Origin of the sequence: Crinalium epipsammum PCC 9333 (genome assembly GCF_000317495.1) — a bacterium.
GTDB classification, from domain to species: Bacteria; Cyanobacteriota; Cyanobacteriia; order Cyanobacteriales; family PCC-9333; genus Crinalium; species Crinalium epipsammum.
Window position 1 is genome coordinate 4,390,437 of the sequence record NC_019753.1, and the last position, 21,451, is coordinate 4,411,887.

Here is a 21,451-nt window from a genome sequence, read left to right on the forward strand (position 1 = left end):
CTTTTGCATTAGTCAAATTTTAGATAATTAACCACAGATATCCACAGATGCACACAGATACACACAGATAAAATAACTGATTTTTGCCAGAGACAACCATGAGTTTTATCCACAACAAAAAATTTCTCCTCTCCCCTGCTTCCTCCTTTTTGATATTAATTAAAAAAGCCTGCAACGGCAGGCTTAGTCTGTAGAGCATCGAGCCTTCAAACTGATAAAATTTGAAATCTATTATTCCATCATTTTATCTGGTATCTGTTCGCCTGGATAGAATCGATCGCAATTTCTTTTCGCCTATGGTAGCATCAAATTAGTTTTACAAGAGACTAATACTCAATCATAAAGGGCTAACATGATGCAGTACAAAGTGAGTATTATTATCGAAAAAGATGAAGACGGATATTATGCTTCTTGTCCCGATCTTCCAGGCTGTCAATCGCAAGGAGATTCATTAGAAGAAATCACAGAAAATATTCAAGAAGCTGTGGAACTTTATCTAGAAACTTTATCACCAGAAGAAAAACAGAAACTTTTAAGCAAGGAAATTTCAACAATGACATTAGAGGTGCAAGTTGCCTAAACTACCGCGCCTTAATGCTCAAGATGCAGAAAAGCTGTTGTTTTCTGCTGGCTTTACCATGAGTAGAAGTAAAGGTAGCCATAGAATATATATAAAAGAAGACATCAGGGTAGTAATTCCTTTCCATGCAGGAAAAATATTACATCCAAAGATAGTTAAACAGGTGATCGAAGCGATTGAAATCTCAAAAGAAAATGATGCTTGAGAATAATAATTCTACCAAGAGATAGCACGTTAATTACAACGTTTGATTTTTTCATTGAACCTGTTGCAAAAAACAGCTAATTCATCTGTGTATGCGCTCCGCGCAGGCTGCGCCAACATCTGGGGTTAATTTTATTAAATTTGACTTTTGTAAAAGGTCTATTTTACTCAAAAAAAATCATACTCCCTCCCCTTATTAAGGGGAGGGTTGGGGTGGGGTTCTACTGCGGAATTACTCTCCCACAAGGATAAGTAGCTACAGAAGGTTCCGCCGTACTTTCAGCCATTGCTGCGGGAATTTCCTCTGTGGGACGACTTTTAGCCGCTAAATAATCGCTTCGCAATTTCTCTGTAATTTCATCACGGCGATCGTACAATCTTTTTAACTCGCGCGGTTGACACTTATTCATTACATAAGCCGTAATTACAGGCAATGCAATTGTGCTATCCGTATAACAAACAATCGTATTTGGTAATTCTTCTGGGTCAACTTTACCCCAACTTACAGCTTCAGAAGGTGTTGCACCAGATAAACCACCTGTGTCGGGACGTGCATCGGTAATTTGCACAAAATAATCGTGTCCTCTTTCTTCTAATCCCAATACTTCATGTAATTGCGGTTGGGTTTGCAATAAGAAGTTTTTCGGACTACCACCGCCAATCATAATAGCAGCACTTTCCCCTTCTACTCCTGGTATACCAGATTCACGAGCAGTATATGCGATCGCAGCCGTTTCATTCACATCAATAGATGGATCAATTAATAACTGCGAACCTTCCAACGCCAACGCCGCCACATTCATCCCAATCGAACTATCCCCAGGGGAAGATGTATAAATCGGTACTCCACACTCATACGCCGTTGCTAATAAACAAGAATGCTTCACCCCTACCTGCTTTTCAACTTCCCGTACATACTTACCTAACAGGTAGTGAAACTCAGCAGTCCCCATCCGCTTCTGAAAAACTTCTGCCTGTAAAACCTTACGAATAAAAGCATCAGTTTCCAACAACACATCATAACCAAAGACAATATCGTAAATCCGAATTGTCCCTTGTTCCCGCAACTGCACATCATCGACAAACGGAGTGCTAGAAAACAGTTCAAAACCTAACCCGTAATGGATATCGTGATACAGATTTGCACCTGTACTAATCATAAAATCAATAAAACCATTCCGAATTAGCGGTGCTAAAATACTCACCCCAAAACCAGCAGGTGTCATCGCACCTGAAAGGCTGACTCCCACAGTCACGCCTTCTTTCAGCACATCTTGACTGAGCAATTGACAAATTTCCCGCAAACGTGCGGAGTTATAAGCACTAAAATAGTTATCTACTAAATCTACAACATTAATTTCCCCAGGCATGGGAGCGGGTGCGATTTTTTTGCCCAGCTTTTTAGACATTTCTCTACTCACAAACTATTTCTTGGATAGCAGCCACATAAGCATTGTAGGCTGTCTCACTAAACGCGACTAAAATAACTTGCTCGACTTTGGTATCAGACTCTAAAAACTTTTTCACCTCAGTCACAGCAATTTTCGCAGCACGTTGGATCGGAAAACTATATATACCAGTGCTGATACCTGGAAAAGCTATACTGCTAATTTCATATTTATCAGCCAAAGCCAGACTATTGCGATAACATTGGGCTAGTAGTTCATCTTCCCCATGCTTACCACCTTGCCAAACGGGACCAACTGTATGAATTACCCATTGGGCGGGAAGATTATACCCTTTGGTAATCTTAGCTTCTCCAGTAGCACACCCCTGGAGTTTGCGGCATTCTGCTAATAATTTTGATCCAGCCGCGCGATGAATTGCGCCATCAACACCACCGCCACCTAGTAGGGAATTATTAGCTGCATTAACAATGGCATCCACTTGTTGCTGGGTAATATCGCCTTGAATAACTGCTATTTTGCTCTTAATCATTTTAATTTTGATAAACTTCCCTAATTTGATCGTAATTCCCGAATAGAATCATTTACATCCGCGATCGCCAAAATAAAAAATCCGCTTTTTTAAGCTAATCTGTGGCAATCCCAGATCAATATTTAGTAAAATTAAGATACATCACAAAAAGTCCATACATTAAATAAGCTTTAACTATTTTTTAACAAAGGATTAAACATCCGCTTCCAGTTTTACTCCTTAAGGGGATTTTTTCTGATGCCAGCCAGTATGCACGGTGTTTCCTTTACTGATTCCAATAGCGTTGACACATCAATTCAGCAGCAACCTCAAGAACATTGGCAAACTTTTGAAGAAATGTTACAAGGGCTGCATAAGTCGGGGATATATATTCATCCTGAGCAACTTGCAGAGTTTTTACTCTCACACGGACTTCCAGTAAGCTTATGCTATGTACCTAAACATTTGCAGCAAAAAGCCAAGTTAATTAACGAACAATATCAAGGTGATCAGGCTCGTTTAGAAGAAACAACAGATGAGCCTTACTGGGATTTCTCATGGTATTTATGAAAGTTGTGTCAGTGTAAATTTAATGCCAACAGATATAGATTCCAATCCCAATCAAATGCCATCAACCCAAGGTACTGCAACAGAGGTATCTCTAACGACCGAACAGTACCAGAAGAAAATGCAGCGACGCAAGGAAGTGCAAGAGCAGCGCGTCGCGCAAGCTTCTGTTGAAAAAGGCTTAATTATTGTTAATACAGGTAACGGTAAGGGGAAAACTACGGCTGCTTTAGGTATGGTAATGCGATCGCTTGGTCATGGCTACAAAGTCGCGATCGTGCAATTCATTAAAGGTGCATGGGAACCCGCAGAAAAAGCCGTCCTTAGCCAGTGGTCTGATCAGCTAGAATTTCATGCAATGGGAGAAGGCTTTAGCTGGGAAACTCAAGATCGCGATCGCGATATCCAAACAGCTAATGCAGCTTGGGAAAAAGCCTTAACCTTTATTACCAACCCAGATTTTAAACTGGTGCTATTGGATGAAGTTAACGTTGCTTTAAAGTTAGGTTACTTAAGCGTCGAGCAAGTACTAGCTGGACTAGAGCAAAAGCAAGTTGATACTCACCTGATCCTTACAGGTAGAGGCGCACCACCACAACTAATTGAAAAAGCCGACTTAGTAACTGAAATGACTTTAATTAAGCATCCATTTAAAGAACAAGGGGTCAAGGCTCAACCTGGAATTGAGTATTAATACAAAACCCCTCCCTAAAAATGGGAGGGGTTTTGAAATAATTGTTGATTAAACACTCAACAGTTTCAACTGATTTATAGTCAACCTATTGTGGATTACTTATTGCCACAAGCATTTAAAATCCGCTTGTCGTTAGCAGTGATTCTGCTAATTGGTTGATAACCCTGAAGCCCTACTGAATTTTGACCAGCTACTAAGGAATTTCTTTCCAGTCCAATTGCATAAGAAGATGTTGATTGGTCGTAAGGGTCAACTACAACTAAATCCATCTGGTTATTTTTAGCAGTACCGTAAAAGCAGCTAAACTCCGATGAAGGCATATAAACAGCGCCTCTTACCTTACCCCCACGGGCTTCAAATACTACATACTCTTGACCTACTTGGTTGGGTTTAGAGGTTTGACCAAAAAGGTAAGTACCATCACGCAACTGCTTTTGAGTAGCTGCTGGGCGGTCTGCGCCTGAAATTGTTGCTGTAGCGACTGTCGGCGAGGAAGAAACTGGTTTGACACTAGAAGCCAAAGTAGGGGTTGCACTGATGGTGGCAATTCCTACGCTCAGGAGCAAGCCAGCTAGAGAAACTTGACTTTGTAAAGAAGAATTAAATAAATTTTTAATTAACATTAGTTTTGCCCCTGAGCTTTTAAAACAAAAAAGTATTTAAGAATGTATTCTTAAAATACCTGGTAAATGAGATCCAGCGATTCAGCCAAATGGAAGAAATCATACTCTTACTGGAGGTATTCTTAATGAATACTAAGCTTGGATTTGATAGCTGCTGTCTGGCTAGTTAATGGCTACAAGAGCAGGGCGGGTGATTCCTGAAATTTACAAATATTTACAAGTTATTGCTGATTTTCTACCTAGAAAAATAACTTTTGATAAAAGAAAAAACAATCAGAAAATAACTTTTTTCTTAAGTATATTTACTTTGTAGATTAAACCAATGAGCAAAAATCGCAAATTTGGTTTTTTAATCGTAAATTTGAGTGAATTTTTATGTCGGGCGAATTATTTAATTAGGTTGATTTAGTTAACAGTAATTATTTTTCTTATTTGGACAGAACTTACGCATAGATCCCCCTAAATCCCCCTTAAGAAGGGGGACTTTGAATTTTCTCCCCTTTTTAAACCCTGCTAGGGGGGATCTAGGTTTTATTCTTTCGGTGCGTAAGTCCTATTGGTTTTAAGCACTCACCTGTCCCCTAAAAAGAGATTAGGCGTATGGTAAGGGGTTGCGATCCTCTACCATACGCCTGATAACTATTTATTGTTAACTGGTTTAACTAGCTACATACTCGCGCACACTGGCATGACGACGACGTAGGTGAGCAAGAGCTTGGTGTTCAAGTTGTCGTACTCGTTCGCGACTGAGGTTTAAGCGCTGCCCTACTTTAGCTAGGGACAGTTCATTACCATCCTGTAAGCCGAAGCGGAGGGTAATTACTTCACGTTGTTGGGGAGTTAGTTCTGCAAGCAAATCATCTAAGTCTTGGCGCAGAGACTCTTGTGTCGTAAAATGCTCTGGAGAAGGACCTTCATCCTCTAGCAGTTCAGACAGTTCAGTGTCTTGGTTATCCCCAACTCGCACATCTAGAGAAACTGGTTGACGGGCAATGTTTAAGTATTCCCGAATTTGCGCTGGTTCTAGTTCCAGTGCTACAGCGATCTCTGTTGGTGTAGCGTGACGACCGAGTTTTTGGGCTAGTTCTCGCTGAGTTTTCTTAATTTTATTGAGCTTTTCGGTAATGTGGATGGGCAAACGAATAGCGCGGGCTTGTTGGGCGATCGCTCTGGTAATTGCCTGACGAATCCACCAATATGCGTATGTCGAAAATTTGTAACCGCGCATGGGATCAAATTTTTCCACACCCCGCTCTAAGCCTAAAGTACCTTCTTGAATTAAATCCAAGAATTCCATATTGCGCTTCTGGTACTTTTTGGCGATCGCTACTACCAAACGCAAGTTGGCTTCGATCATTTTGCGCTTTGCTCGCTGCCCTAGCGTTATAATGCGGGTAAGTTCGTCTTCACTTAGATGAACTTGCGCTGCCCACTCAGATGCAGTTGGTTCGCGATTTTGCTGTTCTGCCAAAGCTTCTTTAGCATCGATCAGTGCCATCATTTGCTGAACTTGCTTACCGTAGACAATCTCTTGTTCGTGGGTCAGCAGTGGCACGCGCCCAATTTCATGCAAGTATGTGCGAACCATGTCAGCCGTGAACAGCGGCTTAGTTGTCTTCTTGGCGGTGTTAGAAGTGGGCATGACTGAGTGTTTACTCCGTAAACAAGCAACAAATCTGTCGCGGGGGCTGACCTCAAAAGAGATTGCTAACTCCTATAATTGAGAATAGCTATCCTAGTGGTGACGGTACATCCTGCGTAAGATGTATAGGTCAACTACCCGACTAAGTAATGAAATTTTTTAGGAATACTCCTTTGGGCAATTATTTAGAATTTGCCAGTTGGGTATGGCTTTCTAGGTTGTTGCGGGACTGACACTTTAGCTGTAGATTCTCTTTACTGGGAAAAGCAGCTTTAAGTTGAAGTCATTATGAGTTTGTTATATTTATAGCTTATTACAAATTTAGACGTAAGTAAAGGGTAAAAAGTTCATTTGCTGTTTGCCTAAAAATAGCAGTTTTAATAGGTTTTAATGCTTAATTTATCCTTAAGATAAGGTGAGCCTTTTGACAGTTGACAGTTGACGGTTGACGGTTGACGGTGGTTAGGTCAAGCGGCTGCTCTACTGGTTGCCCAAAAGTTTGATTAAACCCTATATATATATGATGAACGATGAGCTTATAAAGTGCTATGTTAAGCCGAGTAGGAGAACCGAACGGATTTAGGGATGATCTCCGGTAAGGGGGCAGAGGGGCAGAGGGGCAGAGGAGCAGAGGAGCAGAGGGGTAGAGGAGCAGAGGAGCAGAGGAGCAGAGGAAGCAGAATAGTAATTGTTAATTGTTAATTGTTAATTGTTAATTGTTAATTGTTAATTGTTAATTGTTAATTGTTAATTGTCAAAATCCTAAGTCTGCTATAGCTGCTTCTGCTGCGCTGAATACGTCTTCATCAGACTTTTCTGCCCAAGCGGTATCGCCAATTTCTCTATAGAATTGCTCATCGTAGGGACGGGTACGCACTACTACTGGCATTGGGACAGCATGACCTAGAATTAAAGCTTGTTGCTTAGAATCGAGTTTAGACAGCACTGAGCGTAAACTTTGTCCCCCAGAAACGCCTGTGAAGATGGCTTCAATATCTTTGTCATCGTTGAGTAAGGCGGTGATGCGTGTGCCTATTTGGGACATGACTTCGTTATCAATTCCAGAGGGGCGCTGATCTACCACCAATAGGGTAACAAAGTATTTACGCATTTCGCGGGCGATTGTGCCAAAAATCGTTTGGCGAACGATCGCAGAATCAAGGAAACGATGGGCTTCTTCTATTGTAATCACTAATGGACGCGGGCGATCGCTCGGATTTTTGGTTTGTAAAAACTTGTCCGCTTTTCGCACATAAGCGTGGTGAATCCGCCTAGTAATCATATTAGTTGCCAGCATATAAGAGAGCATATCCGACTGGGAACCAAACTCAATTACTACGTGCTTGCCAGCACTTAAAGATTGCAATATTTGATCAATATAATTGTGAGGGCAAGTACTACGCATATATTTAAGGTTATCTAGGCGTAGAAGTTTGCGTTGCAGTGCCATCACAGAAGACTTATTTCCCCGCTTTTCTTCGCAGAAAATCTGGATTTCCTCGTTAGTCATATTTAACAACTGGATAATCCAAGACTTGCCAAACTCGCTGCGTAAAATATTAGCGTTTTCTAAACTGGCTTCAGAAAGGTTTAATTCTCTCTGCACCAGCATGATATCTTCTACTTCTAGTTGGTCATAACTTAGATAAAGTTCTTGAGCATTAGATACACCCCGACGTTTTGTAGATTCAGGATCTAGGGTATATACTTCGACATCATTAGGGAAAAGTTGCCGCAACCCTTTAACAGTACTAAATTGCTTACCTTCAGATACAGCTTCCCAGCCATATTCTGAGTGCATATCAAAAATTAAGTTAACAGCAGCTTGCTTGCGGATAATTCCAGATAGCAGTAGTCGGGTAAGAAAAGATTTACCTGTACCTGATTTACCAAAAACACCGTTGCTGCGTTCTACAAATCGATCTAAATCTATACATATTGGCACATCCATATCTAGTGGTTCACCAATAGCAAAGTTGCGCCGATGAGGGTCGTCTTCCCAACCAAATACCGAGCGGAAATCACGTTCAGTAGCATCATAAACTTGGCTGAAGTGGCTAGGAATTGTTTTGACTGGTAACAATTCCATCTCTTCACTACTTTGTGCTTTAAAAGATGCTAAGGATGCCCCAGTAGTTTTGCCATTATCAGACTTACCATTTAACGCCTTAGACTTAGGTTCACGGTTCAGCATTAACATGGGCGTTAAGTTAATTGTGCCATAAGTGCTACTGCCAGCCAGCACTGCTTGTAAAAAATCGTCTTCTGGGTGGGGAGGATTCGCAGTTATCCGCGCACTTGATGTCCCTAATGTTACATCGGTGAGGAGACAGAAGAAATCTGAGCGAAAACCCCTTACTACCAAAAATTTACCTACCCGCATATCTTCTACTGAGACATCAGGGTTTAATCTAACTTCTAGCCCTTGACTTAAGGCTCCTTGTATGACTGTGCCTAAAGGCTTGTCCATGATGGCTGCTAGGTGGGTAAAACATTGGCATCAAAAGTCTAGCGCAATTCTAGCAAGCAATGGTTTTCCCACAAATAAGCACAGATGAAATAATTATCTGTGTTTATCTGTGTTCATCTGTGGTTAATAAATGATTTAGTTATCCTAGAGCGTTTAATCAATGTTAATCGAGGTGGGAGTGTTGCTGCCGCTAGTGTAAGTAGTCGTAGTTGCAGTTAATGGTTTACGATAGTCTGCATATAAGCGATCGCGCCAATTAAAAAACGGCTGATAAGCAGCATTGTCAGTAAACTCTGGAACTCCTTTGCCTTTGAGTGCTTCTGGAATGTTGAGATAATTTCCTGATGGAAACTTCAGCAGCATACTTAAACCCGCGACAGTAAAATCTGCCAGGGTTGGGTAGTCTGCAACTAAGTAAGGACTATCTACTAACATCAAACTTAATGCTTCTAAGTCTTGATGGATGGCTGTTTTAGCTTCTTTGACTGCCTCTGGACTTGCGCCAACACCCACACCTAGAAGGTTGAGGAATTCACCTGGGACAGAACCAACTAAATTTTTTAAGATATCTGGTGTTGCACTGGGTAAAATGGCACTACGCAAGCTTAAATTTTTGCTTAAGGCTTCAAATAGTACTGGACGACTTTTGATCCCAATAGATTCATCTGCCCATTCTTCAATTAGTAAACAAAGTCCACGTTGCTTGGGGTCAACTGGGATTAAGGGTTTTTCTGGATATTGCTTGTCTAGATAGAGTGCGATCGCAGTAGAATCAGCAATAACTGTATTACCATCCTTCAACACTGGTACTTTTCTTTGACCAGACAGCCGGAAGAGTTCTAGTTGTCCCACTCCTGGTGTGACTTCAATTTTACGGTAAGGCAATCCTTTATAATCTAGGATTAGTCTGACTTTTTCGGCGTATTGTGATACTTCAAATTGATATAATTCCAGCATTTAGTTTCTCTTTGTAGTTGATTTGAGAGTGCGATCGTCTTTAAATTAAGTTTAACCTTTTTACTCTGATTAAATTTATTACCGATATTTTAAGTAGGTATTAGACCTCGCCACTTTAGTCAAATTTTAGAAGTATAATTTTGAATCATTCTTAAGCAACCGGAAACGATCTAACTTCTACTTAAAGTTGCTATTTACTAAAAAATAAATCTCCCATAGTCTTAATCATGGGAGATTTATTGATTTTCTCAACAAACAATATTTAATTTTTATTTATGCACTTTGACGAGTTAACAAACCCCACAGGAAAATCACAACTATAGCACCAAGAACTGCAAAAGCGATACTGGGCAGAGTCAATGCTCCAAAGGATGCCCCACCACTCGTCCCCAGTAAGACTTGACCTAGCCAACCTCCTACTAATGCACCGACAATTCCTAGAGCCATGGTAGCTAGGATACCGCCACCTTGTGAACCTGGATAAATAGCTTTAGCGATCGCGCCAGCAATTAAGCCTAAAACAATCCATGCAATAATACCCATTTCATTTCTCCTATGTAAAATTTATTGTTTTTCTAAATGTTGCTTTCTTGTCTTTAATACTATCAATTCAAATCAAAGCCCTACCTCTATCACAGGGATGAATCACTAGGAATAAAAAGATTAACTTTTCTAGGCAACGTTTATAACTTTAGGCATAATGATGATTAAAAATGCCGAGATTTTGGCAGGATTTTTCTTGCTAATCAAACTGACGTGAAAACTCTCGTCTAAATCTCAGCATTAACCGTAGTCTTGGTATCGGACCATTCTTGCTTGAGAATTGAATATATTTTCATGTCGTGGTAGGTTCCTTTACTATAGATATGTTGTCGTAACAAACCTTCATACTTCATTCCGACTTTTTCTAGTACCCGCACCGAAGCTATATTTTCCGGTTCACATCGCGCTTCAATCCGATTTAGGGGCATATTGCTAAAGCCGAAATCTATAGCAGCCGTAACTGCCTCAGTCATGTATCCTTTGCCCCAATACTTTCTAGATAAGGCATAGCCAAGTTCTGCTTTGGCATCAATGAGTTGCAAATCGCCAAATCCACAAGTACCGATAAATTTACCGTTGGTGTCCACTATGCCCCAAACCGTTAGCTGATGAGTATTGTAGAACTCAATGATTTTATTAACAAAACGCTTGCTATGTTCGAGAGACTGGTGTGCTGCCCAAATAGTATATTTAGCAACTTCGGGATCACAGGCATATTCAAACATATCCTCTGCATCACTTAAGCAAATTTTTCGTAGTAGCAATCGTTGAGTTTTTAAAACTGGTAAATAATCCAATTGTTCTGAGTTATTCATAGCTTGCACACAATTTGGTGTTATTAAAACTTCAGGCAACAGCCGCAAAAGTAAAAAATTGAGTAATAATCACTTCTTGGTAAAAATTAATAATATTAGTCAGTCTTAAGATATGATTTAGAATAGATATTCTAACAATTAAGAGCTATAATTTTAGTTGCAAAGAGAGTGGAATGATATGAAAATAAATCTATTTACAGGAATTTTAGGCGCGGTAGCGATCGCAGTAGGTACAACTGCCACGATGATACAGCCTAGTTTGGCTGAAAATAATAGATTTTTTTGCGGTACAAGCAATGGTGTGCCTGTAACGGTTGTACGCACATCACGGGGAGAGATCCCGATGATTCGTTGGGTTTCTGATTATTTTAGTAGCTCTCGGTACAGCGCACTACAAAGATGTCAAGAAGTTTCTGAGAGATTTCAGCGATACAACGACAATGGTAAATTGCAGTTCATTAGAACTGGAATGATCAATCAGCACCCTGTATTATGTTTTGCTGATTACAAAGGAGGGCCTTGCGCGATGAATTCAGTGTTAGTTACCCTTGAACCTGGAACTAACCCTGAGCGGGTTTTGGCGCGATTATTTGATTTGAGGGCGCGTGCAGCAGGTAGAGTAATTAATTTAAGTGGAGACCAAATAATTTCTTATCAGGATGGTGAAGCTTACCTGGATATTAAGCAATTGCTCAAAGTATCTGCTATTAAAGCAAAGTAATATTTGATTACAAACCTTAAATATTCAGGATCAATTTACAGATCGACAAACAATGTGAGCAAATCCTTTAAGCCAGGTCAGATAATTTGGCGCTTGTTGATAATGGTAGCTTGTGTGGGCAGTTTACCTTTAGCATTGCCAGCACAAGCTCCAAATTTTCAAGTTTCTGCACCAAAATTTGTAGCTAAAACCTCAAAGAAACTATCAACTCAGCAGCTTTACCGAAAAGCTCAAGTAATTACGGTGAAGATCTGGTCAAAAGATATTTTAGGGTCAGGAATTTTGATTCAAAGACAAGGGCAGGTTTATACTGTGCTGACCAATGCTCATGTTCTTAGGGCAGGAGATCCTCCCTATCGGATTCAAGCTTTTGATGGAAATATCTACCCAGTTGCTCAACAGACAATAAAATCTTTGGCTGCCAATGATTTAGCCATATTGCAGTTCACCAGTAAAAAGGAAGTTTATGCTGTGGCATCTGTAGGTTTATCATCTACTTTGGCAGTAGATGATGAAGTATTTGCAGCAGGATTTCCCTTTAAATTTACGACTTATAAACGAGCATCTTTTCCTGCTCAAAAACCTAAATCCTCTGTGGCATGGAAGGCGGTAAAGAAATCCGTAAGCATTCATTCAGGAGATTGGGAAAAGAAAGCTAAAAATCAGTCTCAACTTAAGTTTGTCTTTCGTAGTGGTCGAGTATCGCTGTTATTAAATAAAGCTTTGGAAGGGGGTTATCAGATTGGGTACACCAATAAGATTGAAAAGGGTATGAGTGGTGGACCTTTACTTAATCGTCGAGGTGAGCTAGTCGGCGTTAATGGTATGCACGCTTATCCTCTTTGGGGTAATCCTTATATCTTTCAGGATGGTTCTGACCCAGAAAAAAATTTGCAGGAACAGATGATTCATTTTAGTTGGGCAATTCCGATTGAAATTGGTGTACAGCTAGCTGAAAACTCAGTTGTTAAGCCAGGAAATATTTCCTGGCAAAATTTGAGTTTTTTTCGTGGATTCTACTTACGCCCACCTAATTAAGCTGTTGTGCTTCTAAATTTTAGGTTTGAGGGGTAGAGGAGGGAGGAGAAAGGAGAGAGGGCAACAGAGTTTGATAACTTTTCCCTAAATTTCAAATGTACAAACTTATTTGCGCGTTAGCTTAACAACATTTTTATCTGCTCATGTTTTTCTCATTTGCTCAGGTTCCAGCAGTTGTGATGGGTGTAGCTTTGGTGGGGGTGTTTTCGCCAGTTGCGTTTGCTTTATCAGCGCCACAGGTAAATGCGATCGCTAAAGAAATTACGGTTCGGCTCAGTGGGAAAAATAATGGTTCTGGTGTAATTATTAACCGTAAAGGTAATACTTATGATGTCCTCACTAACTGGCACGTGGTTAAGGAAGCAGGCATTTATCATATTGAAGTTAGTGATGGTAAAAAATATACAGTTAAATCCAGCCAAATTAAAAGAGTACCTGGATTAGATTTAGCTTTGTTACAGTTCGATAGTTTTAAAAACTACCGTGTAGCTGAGTTAGGTAATAATGACGCTTTGACGGAGGGGGTACAAGTTTATGTGGCTGGTTGGGCTGAACCAGGTCCGTTAATTTCAGAAGCAACTTATCAGTTTTTGAATGGACAAATTTCTAGTCTTTTGCGAAATCCCAAGGATGGTTATTCTCTGGTTTATACTATTAATGCTGCTCCTGGAATGAGTGGTGGTCCTGTACTCAATGAAAATGGTTATTTAGTAGGAATTAATGGACGCGCTATTCCAGATTTGAGGACTGGGACGGTGACTTTTGTGTTAGGAATTGGAATTAATACCTTTTTGGCTACTAATAATACTTTCCAAAAACCTCAGATAATTAGTGCTACAGCAGTGGAAGAAAGGGGTGCTGTAGATTTTCTACGGGGTGGTTTGGATAAAGTTGCCAAAGGAGATTTTAATGGTGCGATCGCACTATACGATCGTGCAATATCTCTTAATCCTAATTTAGCTGAAGCTTATAATAACCGAGGTCTTGCTCGTTCAAAGCAGCAAGATTTCACGGGTGCGATCGCTGATTATGATCGTGCAATATCTCTTAATCCTAACTTAGCTGAAGCTTATAATAACCGAGGTCTTGCTCGTTCAAAGCAGCAAGATTTCACGGGTGCGATCGCTGATTATGATCGTGCAATATCTCTTAATCCTAACTTAGCTGAAGCTTATAATAACCGAGGTCTTGCTCGTTCAGGGCAGAAAGATTTTAATGGTGCGATCGCTGATTATGATCGTGCAATATCTCTTAATCCTAACTTAGCTGAAGCCTACGCCAACCGAGGTTTTGTTCATAGTCAACAAATTGCTCAAACCTTAACTGTCCCAAATGGGGCGTATTTGACAGTGCGTAGTTCGCTGGATATAAAATCATTAGCGATCGCCGATTTTCAAAAAGCTGCCAACCTATTTTTACAGCAAGGCAATAAATTCAATTATCAAAGATCATTGGATATGATCAACCAGCTTCAACATTAGGGGATTTTTTAAGTTTGTTAACACAATTCAACATTAATTTTATCAATTAAAAAATTTCAAAAAAATTAATCATTTTTTCTACAGATTCTAAATAATTAGGATATTCTTCCGGTGTAGCTGTATATGAAACAATATAAACTTTTTGATTAAAAACTGCCCAAACCTCCAAATTTTCAATTATTCGAGATTCTCCATCCACACCATTATAAACCACCCGATGTGCTGGAATACCTCCTAATGTAGTTGAGCTTGAATCAGTTATATTGGCATTCTCTAAATATTTTTGAATTTCTTTTAGAGAGGAATTAGTATAATCTTCTAAAGAAATAGATTGCCGAGATAAATTCTCAGTTCTGATACTTAGCTTTGGTGCAAACTTGTTTGTTGGATTAGACGGAGATGTAAATAAAACTATTTCACCTGTAAATGGATTTTCTACATCTTGTTTTTGCCAGTTTTCAGGATACTTGATTTTGATACCTGCATTCACATTTTCATAGCTTACAAAATTGTTTGATTTCGCTAAGGGTAACTCAGTGGAAGTAGGATTATTAAGGTTTTTATTTATCTCTGTAATCCGCCATTGGGTAAATAGTAGTGTACTGACAAATGTCAATAAACTTATTGTTAGTAATATTACAGGTAGCACATTAATAAATGAGCTTTTGTTTTCTTTTCTTTGAATATCAATATTAGATAATTTTTTAATCTCCTGCAATGCAACAGCCGCCGATTGGTAGCGTTGATTGTAGTCAGTATGTACTATCTTATTTAAGACATTAGCAAATTTAGGACTAATTTTAGCTTGATTTTGCCAAATAAGTTCATTTGTATTATTATCTTTCTGCGGAGCTACTCCCGTCAGAGCTTGAATACAGATTACTCCTAAAGCATAAATATCACTGTTATATTGTGGGTTGCCGTTAGCTTGTTCGGGTGGCATATAACCCTCAGTACCAATAGCAACTGTCCAACCACCTTGATCTACATTAACACCGAAGTCAGGGGTCTTTTGTTTGACGGCTCCAAAATCAATCAAAGTAATTTTATTATCTTTCGTTCTACGAATTAAATTTGAGGGTTTAATATCTCTGTGGATGATGTGGTGCTGATGAAGAAAATCTAGAATTTCTAGCACCTCACGACAGAAAACAATTACTTGTTCCTCACTCCATTGCTGTCCAGCTATGAGTTCTTCACTTAATTCCTTACCTTCAATAAATTCTTGAACTATATAAGAATTAGCGCCTTCTTCAAATTGAGCTAGTAGCTGTGGAATTTTATCATGCTTACCTAATCGGTACAATGCTTCAGCTTCAGCTTTAAAAAATCTTTTGGCAGTTGACCATAGCAAAGGATCAAGATTTTTAGGCTTGAGTTGCTTAATCACACACACAGGTTTGCCAGGGAGATCTTCATCTTTGGCTAGGTATATTTCACAAAATCGCCGACTGGCAAGATGTTGAATAATTTGGTAGCGGTCACGAAGCGTATTTTCTACCATTTGACGCACCTAAGCTCTAATGCTGCACTTACTTATTGATATCATCTCCGGTGAGATGACTATAATATTTTAGAGAAATGACACAAGCTACGCGCCCTGAGAACAATAAAGGCTGGGCAAACAACTCACCCAACCCAAAGAATAACGTAGCTATTTTCTACTGCTGTGCTTATGCTTCATCAAGTGCAGCAATACCAGGTAATTCTTTACCTTCAAGCAACTCCAGAGAAGCACCACCACCAGTAGAAATGTGGCTCATTTGATCTGCAAGACCAACTTTTTCGACAGCAGCAACAGAGTCACCACCACCGATAATAGTAGTAGCGCCTTGCTTACCAATTTCAGCCAGAGTATGTGCGATCGCGAATGTTCCAGCAGCAAACTTATCAAACTCAAACACACCCATTGGACCATTCCAAATTACACTCTTGCAATCTGCTAGTGCTTCTTGGAATACCTTCACAGAATCAGGACCAATATCTAAACCCATCCAACCATCGGGAATGTTTTCAATACTAACAGTTTGAGAGTTAGCATCAGCCGCAAAATTATCAGCAACAACTACATCAGTAGGTAACAATAACTGTACACCCCGTTCTTTGGCTTTAGCTTCCAAAGAGCGTGCTAATTCTAGCTTATCTTCTTCTACTAAAGATTTACCAACATTCAGCCCACGCGCTTTGTAGAAGGTGAAAATCATCCCACCACCCAGCAGCAACTTATCGCATTTATCTAACAGTGTTTCAATTACGCCAATCTTGCTGGAAACCTTAGAACCGCCGATAATAGCAGCTAGAGGACGCTGAGGAGATTCAATGGCGCTTTGTAGATACTTGAGTTCTTTTTCAATCAAATAACCAGCTACAGAAGGGCTGAGGTAGTGTGTTACACCTTCGGTAGAAGCATGAGCGCGGTGAGCAGTTCCAAAAGCATCATTTACATATAAATCGGCAACCGATGCCAACTTTTTAGCAAATTCAGGGTCGTTCTTTTCTTCTTCTTTGTAGAAGCGGACATTTTCTAACAATGCCACTTGCCCATCTTGCATTGCGCCTACTGAAGAGGTGACTTCATCACCAATGCAGTCATCGCATTTAATCACATCTTGTCCAAGCAATTCAGAGAGGCGCTTGGCAACTGGTGTAAGGCGCAGTTTGTCATCTACACCCTTGGGACGACCAAAGTGACTGGTAAGAATTACCTTAGCTCCTTTACCAGTCAAATCTTGAATTGTCGGTAAAGCTGCTCGAATGCGTGTATCGTCTGTAATGTTACCAGCATCATCTAGTGGCACGTTGAAATCTACCCGTACCAGTACTCGTTTGCCAGATAAATCAGATGCCGACAAATTCGCTACACTTTTCTTGGACACTGCGTAAATCTCCTAATTGCTTGTGTTTTCTACTATTCTCGCACTTGAGCAGCGTGATATTAATCGCTAGTTAATGATCGTCCTCAAAAGCTAGATACAGGGAACTGAGTTTACACCTAGTGGTGTTATTAGTTCATGCCGTCCACATATTATCAAACTCAGGGATACGAAGGTACGTGCGATGTTTAAGACTGTATTATTTCCTGTTGATCAAAGCCGCGAAGCCCGCGAAGCGGCTGAGGTAGTTGTTAATATCGTGCAAAAATATAGCAGCCACTTAGTTTTGCTATCAGTAGTAGAAACACCCACCTCAGAGGAAGAAGTGCCAGAATCAAGTCCGATGGCATCCCCAGAAGCGATCGCGGAACTACTCAAAACTGCCCAAAATTTGTTCTCGGAACAAGGCATCCAAGCTCAAACCATTGAGCGCGAAGGCAAACCAGCTTTCATTATCTGTGATGTGGCAGACGAGATTGATGCAGATTTGATTGTTATGGGTTGTCGAGGACTTGGTTTAACTGAAGAAGGAGCCTCTGAGAGCGTCACCAACAGGGTGATTAATCTATCTCCTTGTCCAGTTTTAATTGTTCCTTAAGGGGAAGCAGGAGGCATGGTGCAGGGGAGATTTAAATAATATTCACTTACTCCTCCCTCCTCCCTCCTCCCCCCTCCCCCCCTCCCCCTCCCCTCCTCCCCCTCCCCTCCCCCTCCCTCCCTCCTCCCTCCTCCCAAAAACTTCCCATGTCAACTCCCCCCATCCAGTGGTATCCAGGACACATCGCCAAGGCTGAAAGATCGCTTAAAGAACAGCTAAAGCGTGTTGATGTAGTCCTAGAAGTGCGAGACGCACGTATTCCCTTAGCGACTCGACATCCACAAGTACAAGAGTGGATAGCTAGTAAGACAAAAGTTTTAGTGCTAAACCGTGTAGATATGATTTCTCCTGCGGTGCGGCAGTTGTGGACACAATGGTTTCTACAGCATGGGGAAAAGCCTTATTTCACAAATGCCCAACAGGGGGAGGGCGTGGTGGCAATCTCAAAAGCTGCGGCTGAGGCGGGTGTGGAGGTAAATAAAAAAAGGAGCGATCGCGGTTTGTTACCTCGTCCTGTCCGCGCCGTCGTCATCGGGTTTCCTAATGTTGGTAAATCTGCTCTAATTAATCGTTTACTCAAAAAGCGGGTAGTGGAAAGCGCCCGTCGCGCTGGTGTTACAAAACAGTTACGTTGGGTGCGAATTTCTGACCAAATTGAATTATTAGATGCCCCAGGTATTATTCCTTGGAAATTAGATGATCAAGATGCAGCCTTTAAATTAGCTATTTGTGATGATATTGGTGAAGCCTCTTATGATAATCAACGGGTAGCAGCAGCCCTGGTAGATTTGCTCAATGACCTAATTGTTACAGATCCAGATTTGTTACCTCAATCTCCTTTAAAATCACGCTACGAATTAGACTCCGCACCGTTTAGTGGTGAAGAATACTTACAGAATTTGGCTGATCAACGTAACAAAGGCGATATTGAACGTACAGCGCGGCAGATGTTAAATGATTTTCGCAAAGGGTTATTCGGTGCTATTCCTCTAGATCTGCCACCGCAACCGCAATAAAGTTTCTTAATTCCGCTTTAATATTACTTATTTAAAATTGAGTGCTAAAATTCAATAAATTAGTTAATTTTGTGGTGAAAAGGCGGTAAGTTACAGATAACTGAGCATAGCAACACTTACAAATAAAGCGGGATTAAGAAATATTATGCGATTTTTAAATAAACTGATGGGTCTAGCTTTAATCCTTACAGGCATTTACTTTCTCGGTCAAAATATTATTTTTACAACACATACATCTAGATATTGGTGGAGAGATATTCCTGCTGGTGGCTCTGTAATCTGTATTTTAGGCGGAATTTTAATATTATTGCTTGCTGGTCGTGAAGCACGAGATACTGGTTGGATTTTAGTAGGTTTAGGGATAGTTTTGGTATTTCTTAGTGGTGGAGTACTACTGCAACCAACAAGCCTTTGGACTTTCTTTTTATCCTTTTTTTCTATGATAGGCGGATATAAACTACTTACTAGAGGAAGACTTGATTTTTAGCTTGTTAATAGCTAATAAGTAAATAAATAAAATTGTGAGTTGTGGTACGGGCTGATATTTATGGGATTAGAAAATAACATGAATCGCCCTTTGTATAATTTAGGGGTTCCTCCTAATGCGTGGAAAGTCAATGACGCGATCGCAGATATCACCCGTGTTCCCATTGAACCACGCCCGATTAATTTAACTACAGAAACTAAGACATTACGCCTAGACTTAGCTAAAGCAGCGATTTTAGTGATTGATATGCAAAATGATTTTTGTCATCCTGATGGCTGGTTAGCTTATATTGGCGTAGATGTGACACCAGCGCGTACTCCAATTAATCCTATAAATAATTTGTTGCCAGTATTACGGAATTTTAATGTACCTCTAATTTGGCTTAATTGGGGAAATCGTCCAGATTTGCTAAATATTAGTGCGGGTTTACGTCATGTTTATAATCCTACAGGAAAAGGAATTGGATTAGGCGATCGCTTACCTAAAAATGATGCCCCAGTATTAACAGTAAATAGTTGGGCGGCGGCTGTAATAGATGAATTAGAACAAAAACCCACAGATATCCGCGTTGATAAATATCGCATGAGTGGTTTTTGGGATACACCGCTTGATAGCATCTTGCGAAATTTAGGTAAAACTACTCTATTTTTTGCCGGAGTAAACGTGGATCAATGTGTAATGGCAACTTTACAAGATGCTAATTTCTTAGGCTACGATTGTATCTTGCTTAAAGACTGCACTGCTACCACTTCGCCTGAGTTTTGCCTAAAAGCAACACTTTATAATGTTAATCAATGTTTTGGATTTGTCAGCGATTCTCAAACACTCATAAATGCAGTTAAATAAATTAACTATTAATCCTGGGATTGCTGACTTAAAATTAACTGTTGGTATCAGATAGCCATGTCTCATCCTATTACCTATGTTGGCTCGTTATCTTGGTAAATTTTGACAAAATTTTCAAATTATGAATATGGAAAATTTTCGTTGCATGATTGCAGATATCAAGTCTCCCAAAGACTACCAAGCATTTCGGATTAGTCCTAATGATACCAATAGATTAGCAATTATCTTTGATCCCACAACTGACGATATATCTTTTACTGTTTGCGTAGAAATTTTTGATACTGGTGGAAAAACTCCGCCTAACCGACATCAATTTGCAACAGAAATGTTCTTTATTTTGAAAGGTGAAGGTAGAGTAGACTGTGATGGTAGAACAGCTTTAATAAAAGCTGGAGATAGTATTTTAGTACCTGCAACAGGTATGCACATTATAGAAAATACAGGTAAGGATCGCTTGTATGCTCTTTGTGTAATGGTTCCAAATGAAGACTTTGCCGAATTAATTCGTCGTGGTGCTCCTGTTGAGCTTGATGAAGAAGATTTAGCCGTATTAAGTCAAGCAAATACTCCGATATTTATTTGACTTTTAAGTAAAAAATTTGTAATAAGGCAGATAAAATCAGGGCTTAATTATGAAATAGCATGATTTGGATTCAATATGTAAAAATAGAATATGTAAAAATTACCAAAATATGAGTATGCAAACTTTAGAAAATGTAGCGCAGCAGTGGCAAACTTCGGTAGTGGAAAGCATTATCAATATGGTGAATGCTGAGGATGGCGACTTTGGTGCGATCGCCAAACTTTCCCAAGCTGTCAATGATGTTTCCAGTATCAATAAAATGATAGAATTTCTCTGTAATCATCCCCAGTGTAAACGAGCATTTGAGGAACGTCCGCGTCTAGGGAATGTTGATTTGCAACTGCTGCATCAGTTACCAGAAAATACACTAGGTTATGCTTATGCTAACCACATGATTAAAAATAATTTAACTCCTCTACAAGGGAACTTTGGTGATAGTAATTACCAATTTCTCGCAGCACATTTGACTGAGACCCACGATATCTGGCATATAGTTACAGGTTGTGATACAAATATTACCGGAGAAATTAAGTTAGAAGCATTTTATGTAGCACAGCTTTATGCTTCTCGTTTTTGGTTGGCTTTATTAACAAAAAATTTACTAAAAGCAGTTGTTTTTGATATAGAAGTTTCTAGCAAGTACATGGATGCCCTAACTGAGGGTTGGTTGATGGCTAAACAGGCAAAACCTCTTTTTGGTATTCAATGGAATACTCTTTGGGAAACATCTTTAGAAGAGGTACGCAATTCTTTAACAATTAGCAATTAGCAATCGCCCCACAAATAAAGTTGGATG

Annotated in this window: 23 protein-coding genes; 13 read left to right on the plus strand and 10 right to left on the minus strand. The window is 39.9% G+C overall.

Annotation, left to right across the window (positions count from 1 at the left end; genetic code table 11):
* Nucleotides 1-355 precede the first annotated feature (355 nt).
* A complete protein-coding gene (locus CRI9333_RS19000; RefSeq protein ID WP_041226123.1) occupies nucleotides 356-580 on the plus strand; it encodes a type II toxin-antitoxin system HicB family antitoxin in 225 nt (74 codons plus the stop codon).
* Entirely contained in the window at nucleotides 573-785 is a 213-nt protein-coding gene (locus CRI9333_RS19005; protein WP_015204794.1) for a type II toxin-antitoxin system HicA family toxin, read from the plus strand. The genes CRI9333_RS19000 and CRI9333_RS19005 overlap by 8 nt, the downstream gene beginning before the upstream one ends.
* Before the next feature lie 220 nt (nucleotides 786-1,005).
* On the opposite strand, the gene CRI9333_RS19010 is transcribed toward CRI9333_RS19005, so the two are convergent.
* The gene (locus CRI9333_RS19010; RefSeq protein WP_015204795.1) at nucleotides 1,006-2,193 is read right to left on the minus strand and encodes a homospermidine biosynthesis protein; all 1,188 of its coding nucleotides are present in this window, start codon (nucleotides 2,191-2,193) and stop codon (nucleotides 1,006-1,008) included.
* A 4-nt stretch (nucleotides 2,194-2,197) separates the two neighbouring features.
* The gene (locus CRI9333_RS19015; RefSeq protein WP_015204796.1) at nucleotides 2,198-2,722 is read right to left on the minus strand and encodes an O-acetyl-ADP-ribose deacetylase; all 525 of its coding nucleotides are present in this window, start codon (nucleotides 2,720-2,722) and stop codon (nucleotides 2,198-2,200) included.
* Between the two features lie 237 nt (nucleotides 2,723-2,959).
* On the opposite strand from CRI9333_RS19015, the gene CRI9333_RS19020 reads away from it, so the two are divergent.
* Together CRI9333_RS19020 and cobO are read left to right on the plus strand one after the other, a co-directional pair.
* Nucleotides 2,960-3,271 (plus strand): hypothetical protein, encoded by a 312-nt coding sequence (locus CRI9333_RS19020; protein ID WP_015204797.1) that lies wholly within the window; start codon nucleotides 2,960-2,962, stop codon nucleotides 3,269-3,271.
* Nucleotides 3,272-3,326: 55 nt separating this feature from the next.
* Nucleotides 3,327-3,962: a cob(I)yrinic acid a,c-diamide adenosyltransferase gene (cobO, locus tag CRI9333_RS19025; protein ID WP_041226824.1), complete on the plus strand. Its 636-nt coding sequence runs from the start codon at nucleotides 3,327-3,329 to the stop codon at nucleotides 3,960-3,962.
* Nucleotides 3,963-4,057: 95 nt separating this feature from the next.
* On the opposite strand, the gene CRI9333_RS19030 is transcribed toward cobO, so the two are convergent.
* The 6 genes from CRI9333_RS19030 to CRI9333_RS19055 form a co-directional block, all read right to left on the minus strand.
* Complete coding sequence (locus CRI9333_RS19030) at nucleotides 4,058-4,585, minus strand: hypothetical protein (RefSeq protein ID WP_015204799.1); 528 nt, start codon at nucleotides 4,583-4,585, stop codon at nucleotides 4,058-4,060.
* A 658-nt stretch (nucleotides 4,586-5,243) separates the two neighbouring features.
* The gene (locus tag CRI9333_RS19035; protein WP_015204801.1) at nucleotides 5,244-6,227 is read right to left on the minus strand and encodes an RNA polymerase sigma factor, RpoD/SigA family; all 984 of its coding nucleotides are present in this window, start codon (nucleotides 6,225-6,227) and stop codon (nucleotides 5,244-5,246) included.
* Nucleotides 6,228-6,981: 754 nt separating this feature from the next.
* Complete coding sequence (locus CRI9333_RS19040; protein ID WP_015204802.1) at nucleotides 6,982-8,697, minus strand: helicase HerA domain-containing protein; 1,716 nt, start codon at nucleotides 8,695-8,697, stop codon at nucleotides 6,982-6,984.
* A 153-nt stretch (nucleotides 8,698-8,850) separates the two neighbouring features.
* Nucleotides 8,851-9,654, minus strand: a complete 804-nt coding sequence (locus CRI9333_RS19045) for a glutathione S-transferase family protein (RefSeq protein ID WP_015204803.1) — start codon at nucleotides 9,652-9,654, stop codon at nucleotides 8,851-8,853.
* A gap of 273 nt (nucleotides 9,655-9,927) precedes the next feature.
* Complete coding sequence (locus CRI9333_RS19050; RefSeq protein WP_015204804.1) at nucleotides 9,928-10,197, minus strand: GlsB/YeaQ/YmgE family stress response membrane protein; 270 nt, start codon at nucleotides 10,195-10,197, stop codon at nucleotides 9,928-9,930.
* A gap of 227 nt (nucleotides 10,198-10,424) precedes the next feature.
* Nucleotides 10,425-11,012 carry a GNAT family N-acetyltransferase gene (locus CRI9333_RS19055; RefSeq protein WP_015204805.1) on the minus strand — a complete coding sequence of 196 codons (588 nt, stop codon included), beginning with the start codon at nucleotides 11,010-11,012 and terminating at the stop codon, nucleotides 10,425-10,427.
* Nucleotides 11,013-11,190: 178 nt separating this feature from the next.
* Here CRI9333_RS19055 and CRI9333_RS19060 point away from each other — a divergent pair, with 178 nt between their 5' ends.
* The 3 genes from CRI9333_RS19060 to CRI9333_RS19070 all read left to right on the plus strand — a co-directional run bounded on the left by CRI9333_RS19060 (nucleotide 11,191) and on the right by CRI9333_RS19070 (nucleotide 14,252).
* On the plus strand, nucleotides 11,191-11,733 hold the full coding sequence (locus CRI9333_RS19060) for a COP23 domain-containing protein (protein WP_015204806.1): 543 nt from the start codon (nucleotides 11,191-11,193) through the stop codon (nucleotides 11,731-11,733).
* A gap of 54 nt (nucleotides 11,734-11,787) precedes the next feature.
* Nucleotides 11,788-12,771 (plus strand): S1 family peptidase, encoded by a 984-nt coding sequence (locus CRI9333_RS19065; protein WP_051035409.1) that lies wholly within the window; start codon nucleotides 11,788-11,790, stop codon nucleotides 12,769-12,771.
* A gap of 143 nt (nucleotides 12,772-12,914) precedes the next feature.
* Nucleotides 12,915-14,252 (plus strand): tetratricopeptide repeat-containing S1 family peptidase, encoded by a 1,338-nt coding sequence (locus CRI9333_RS19070; protein ID WP_015204808.1) that lies wholly within the window; start codon nucleotides 12,915-12,917, stop codon nucleotides 14,250-14,252.
* Between the two features lie 46 nt (nucleotides 14,253-14,298).
* Here CRI9333_RS19070 and CRI9333_RS19075 read toward each other — a convergent pair whose 3' ends face one another.
* Both CRI9333_RS19075 and CRI9333_RS19080 read right to left on the minus strand, forming a co-directional pair.
* Nucleotides 14,299-15,756, minus strand: coding sequence for a serine/threonine-protein kinase (locus CRI9333_RS19075; RefSeq protein WP_015204809.1), 1,458 nt, complete (start codon nucleotides 15,754-15,756; stop codon nucleotides 14,299-14,301).
* A gap of 169 nt (nucleotides 15,757-15,925) precedes the next feature.
* Entirely contained in the window at nucleotides 15,926-17,128 is a 1,203-nt protein-coding gene (locus CRI9333_RS19080; protein ID WP_015204810.1) for a phosphoglycerate kinase, read from the minus strand.
* A gap of 181 nt (nucleotides 17,129-17,309) precedes the next feature.
* Between CRI9333_RS19080 and CRI9333_RS19085 the strand changes: the two genes are divergently transcribed.
* From CRI9333_RS19085 to CRI9333_RS19110, 6 genes are all read left to right on the plus strand, one after another.
* The gene (locus CRI9333_RS19085) at nucleotides 17,310-17,723 is read left to right on the plus strand and encodes a universal stress protein (protein ID WP_015204811.1); all 414 of its coding nucleotides are present in this window, start codon (nucleotides 17,310-17,312) and stop codon (nucleotides 17,721-17,723) included.
* A gap of 146 nt (nucleotides 17,724-17,869) precedes the next feature.
* Nucleotides 17,870-18,739 carry a ribosome biogenesis GTPase YlqF gene (gene ylqF, locus CRI9333_RS19090; RefSeq protein WP_015204812.1) on the plus strand — a complete coding sequence of 290 codons (870 nt, stop codon included), beginning with the start codon at nucleotides 17,870-17,872 and terminating at the stop codon, nucleotides 18,737-18,739.
* 145 nt (nucleotides 18,740-18,884) lie between these two features.
* On the plus strand, nucleotides 18,885-19,226 hold the full coding sequence (locus CRI9333_RS19095) for a hypothetical protein (protein ID WP_015204813.1): 342 nt from the start codon (nucleotides 18,885-18,887) through the stop codon (nucleotides 19,224-19,226).
* Between the two features lie 78 nt (nucleotides 19,227-19,304).
* Nucleotides 19,305-20,072, plus strand: coding sequence for a cysteine hydrolase family protein (locus tag CRI9333_RS19100; protein ID WP_041226828.1), 768 nt, complete (start codon nucleotides 19,305-19,307; stop codon nucleotides 20,070-20,072).
* Nucleotides 20,073-20,199: 127 nt separating this feature from the next.
* A complete protein-coding gene (locus tag CRI9333_RS19105; RefSeq protein ID WP_015204815.1) occupies nucleotides 20,200-20,655 on the plus strand; it encodes a cupin domain-containing protein in 456 nt (151 codons plus the stop codon).
* A 115-nt stretch (nucleotides 20,656-20,770) separates the two neighbouring features.
* On the plus strand, nucleotides 20,771-21,424 hold the full coding sequence (locus tag CRI9333_RS19110; RefSeq protein WP_041226124.1) for a Coq4 family protein: 654 nt from the start codon (nucleotides 20,771-20,773) through the stop codon (nucleotides 21,422-21,424).
* The last annotated feature ends 27 nt before the right edge of the window (nucleotides 21,425-21,451 follow it).

Excerpts from the sequence above, each read along its gene's own strand:
- ylqF (WP_015204812.1), top strand. The coding sequence starts at position 17,870 with ATGTCAACTCCCCCCATCCAGTGGTATCCAGGACACATCGCCAAGGCT.
- CRI9333_RS19020 (WP_015204797.1), top strand. The coding sequence starts at position 2,960 with ATGCCAGCCAGTATGCACGGTGTTTCCTTTACTGATTCCAATAGCGTT.
- CRI9333_RS19105 (WP_015204815.1), top strand. The coding sequence starts at position 20,200 with ATGGAAAATTTTCGTTGCATGATTGCAGATATCAAGTCTCCCAAAGAC.
- CRI9333_RS19000 (WP_041226123.1), top strand. The coding sequence starts at position 356 with ATGCAGTACAAAGTGAGTATTATTATCGAAAAAGATGAAGACGGATAT.
- CRI9333_RS19110 (WP_041226124.1), top strand. The coding sequence starts at position 20,771 with ATGCAAACTTTAGAAAATGTAGCGCAGCAGTGGCAAACTTCGGTAGTG.
- CRI9333_RS19095 (WP_015204813.1), top strand. The coding sequence starts at position 18,885 with ATGCGATTTTTAAATAAACTGATGGGTCTAGCTTTAATCCTTACAGGC.
- CRI9333_RS19060 (WP_015204806.1), top strand. The coding sequence starts at position 11,191 with ATGAAAATAAATCTATTTACAGGAATTTTAGGCGCGGTAGCGATCGCA.
- CRI9333_RS19040 (WP_015204802.1), bottom strand. The coding sequence starts at position 8,697 with ATGGACAAGCCTTTAGGCACAGTCATACAAGGAGCCTTAAGTCAAGGG.
- CRI9333_RS19075 (WP_015204809.1), bottom strand. The coding sequence starts at position 15,756 with ATGGTAGAAAATACGCTTCGTGACCGCTACCAAATTATTCAACATCTT.
- CRI9333_RS19055 (WP_015204805.1), bottom strand. The coding sequence starts at position 11,012 with ATGAATAACTCAGAACAATTGGATTATTTACCAGTTTTAAAAACTCAA.
- CRI9333_RS19045 (WP_015204803.1), bottom strand. The coding sequence starts at position 9,654 with ATGCTGGAATTATATCAATTTGAAGTATCACAATACGCCGAAAAAGTC.
- CRI9333_RS19035 (WP_015204801.1), bottom strand. The coding sequence starts at position 6,227 with ATGCCCACTTCTAACACCGCCAAGAAGACAACTAAGCCGCTGTTCACG.
- CRI9333_RS19085 (WP_015204811.1), top strand. The coding sequence starts at position 17,310 with ATGTTTAAGACTGTATTATTTCCTGTTGATCAAAGCCGCGAAGCCCGC.
- cobO (WP_041226824.1), top strand. The coding sequence starts at position 3,327 with ATGCCATCAACCCAAGGTACTGCAACAGAGGTATCTCTAACGACCGAA.
- CRI9333_RS19070 (WP_015204808.1), top strand. The coding sequence starts at position 12,915 with ATGTTTTTCTCATTTGCTCAGGTTCCAGCAGTTGTGATGGGTGTAGCT.
- CRI9333_RS19050 (WP_015204804.1), bottom strand. The coding sequence starts at position 10,197 with ATGGGTATTATTGCATGGATTGTTTTAGGCTTAATTGCTGGCGCGATC.
- CRI9333_RS19015 (WP_015204796.1), bottom strand. The coding sequence starts at position 2,722 with ATGATTAAGAGCAAAATAGCAGTTATTCAAGGCGATATTACCCAGCAA.
- CRI9333_RS19100 (WP_041226828.1), top strand. The coding sequence starts at position 19,305 with ATGAATCGCCCTTTGTATAATTTAGGGGTTCCTCCTAATGCGTGGAAA.
- CRI9333_RS19010 (WP_015204795.1), bottom strand. The coding sequence starts at position 2,193 with ATGTCTAAAAAGCTGGGCAAAAAAATCGCACCCGCTCCCATGCCTGGG.
- CRI9333_RS19030 (WP_015204799.1), bottom strand. The coding sequence starts at position 4,585 with ATGTTAATTAAAAATTTATTTAATTCTTCTTTACAAAGTCAAGTTTCT.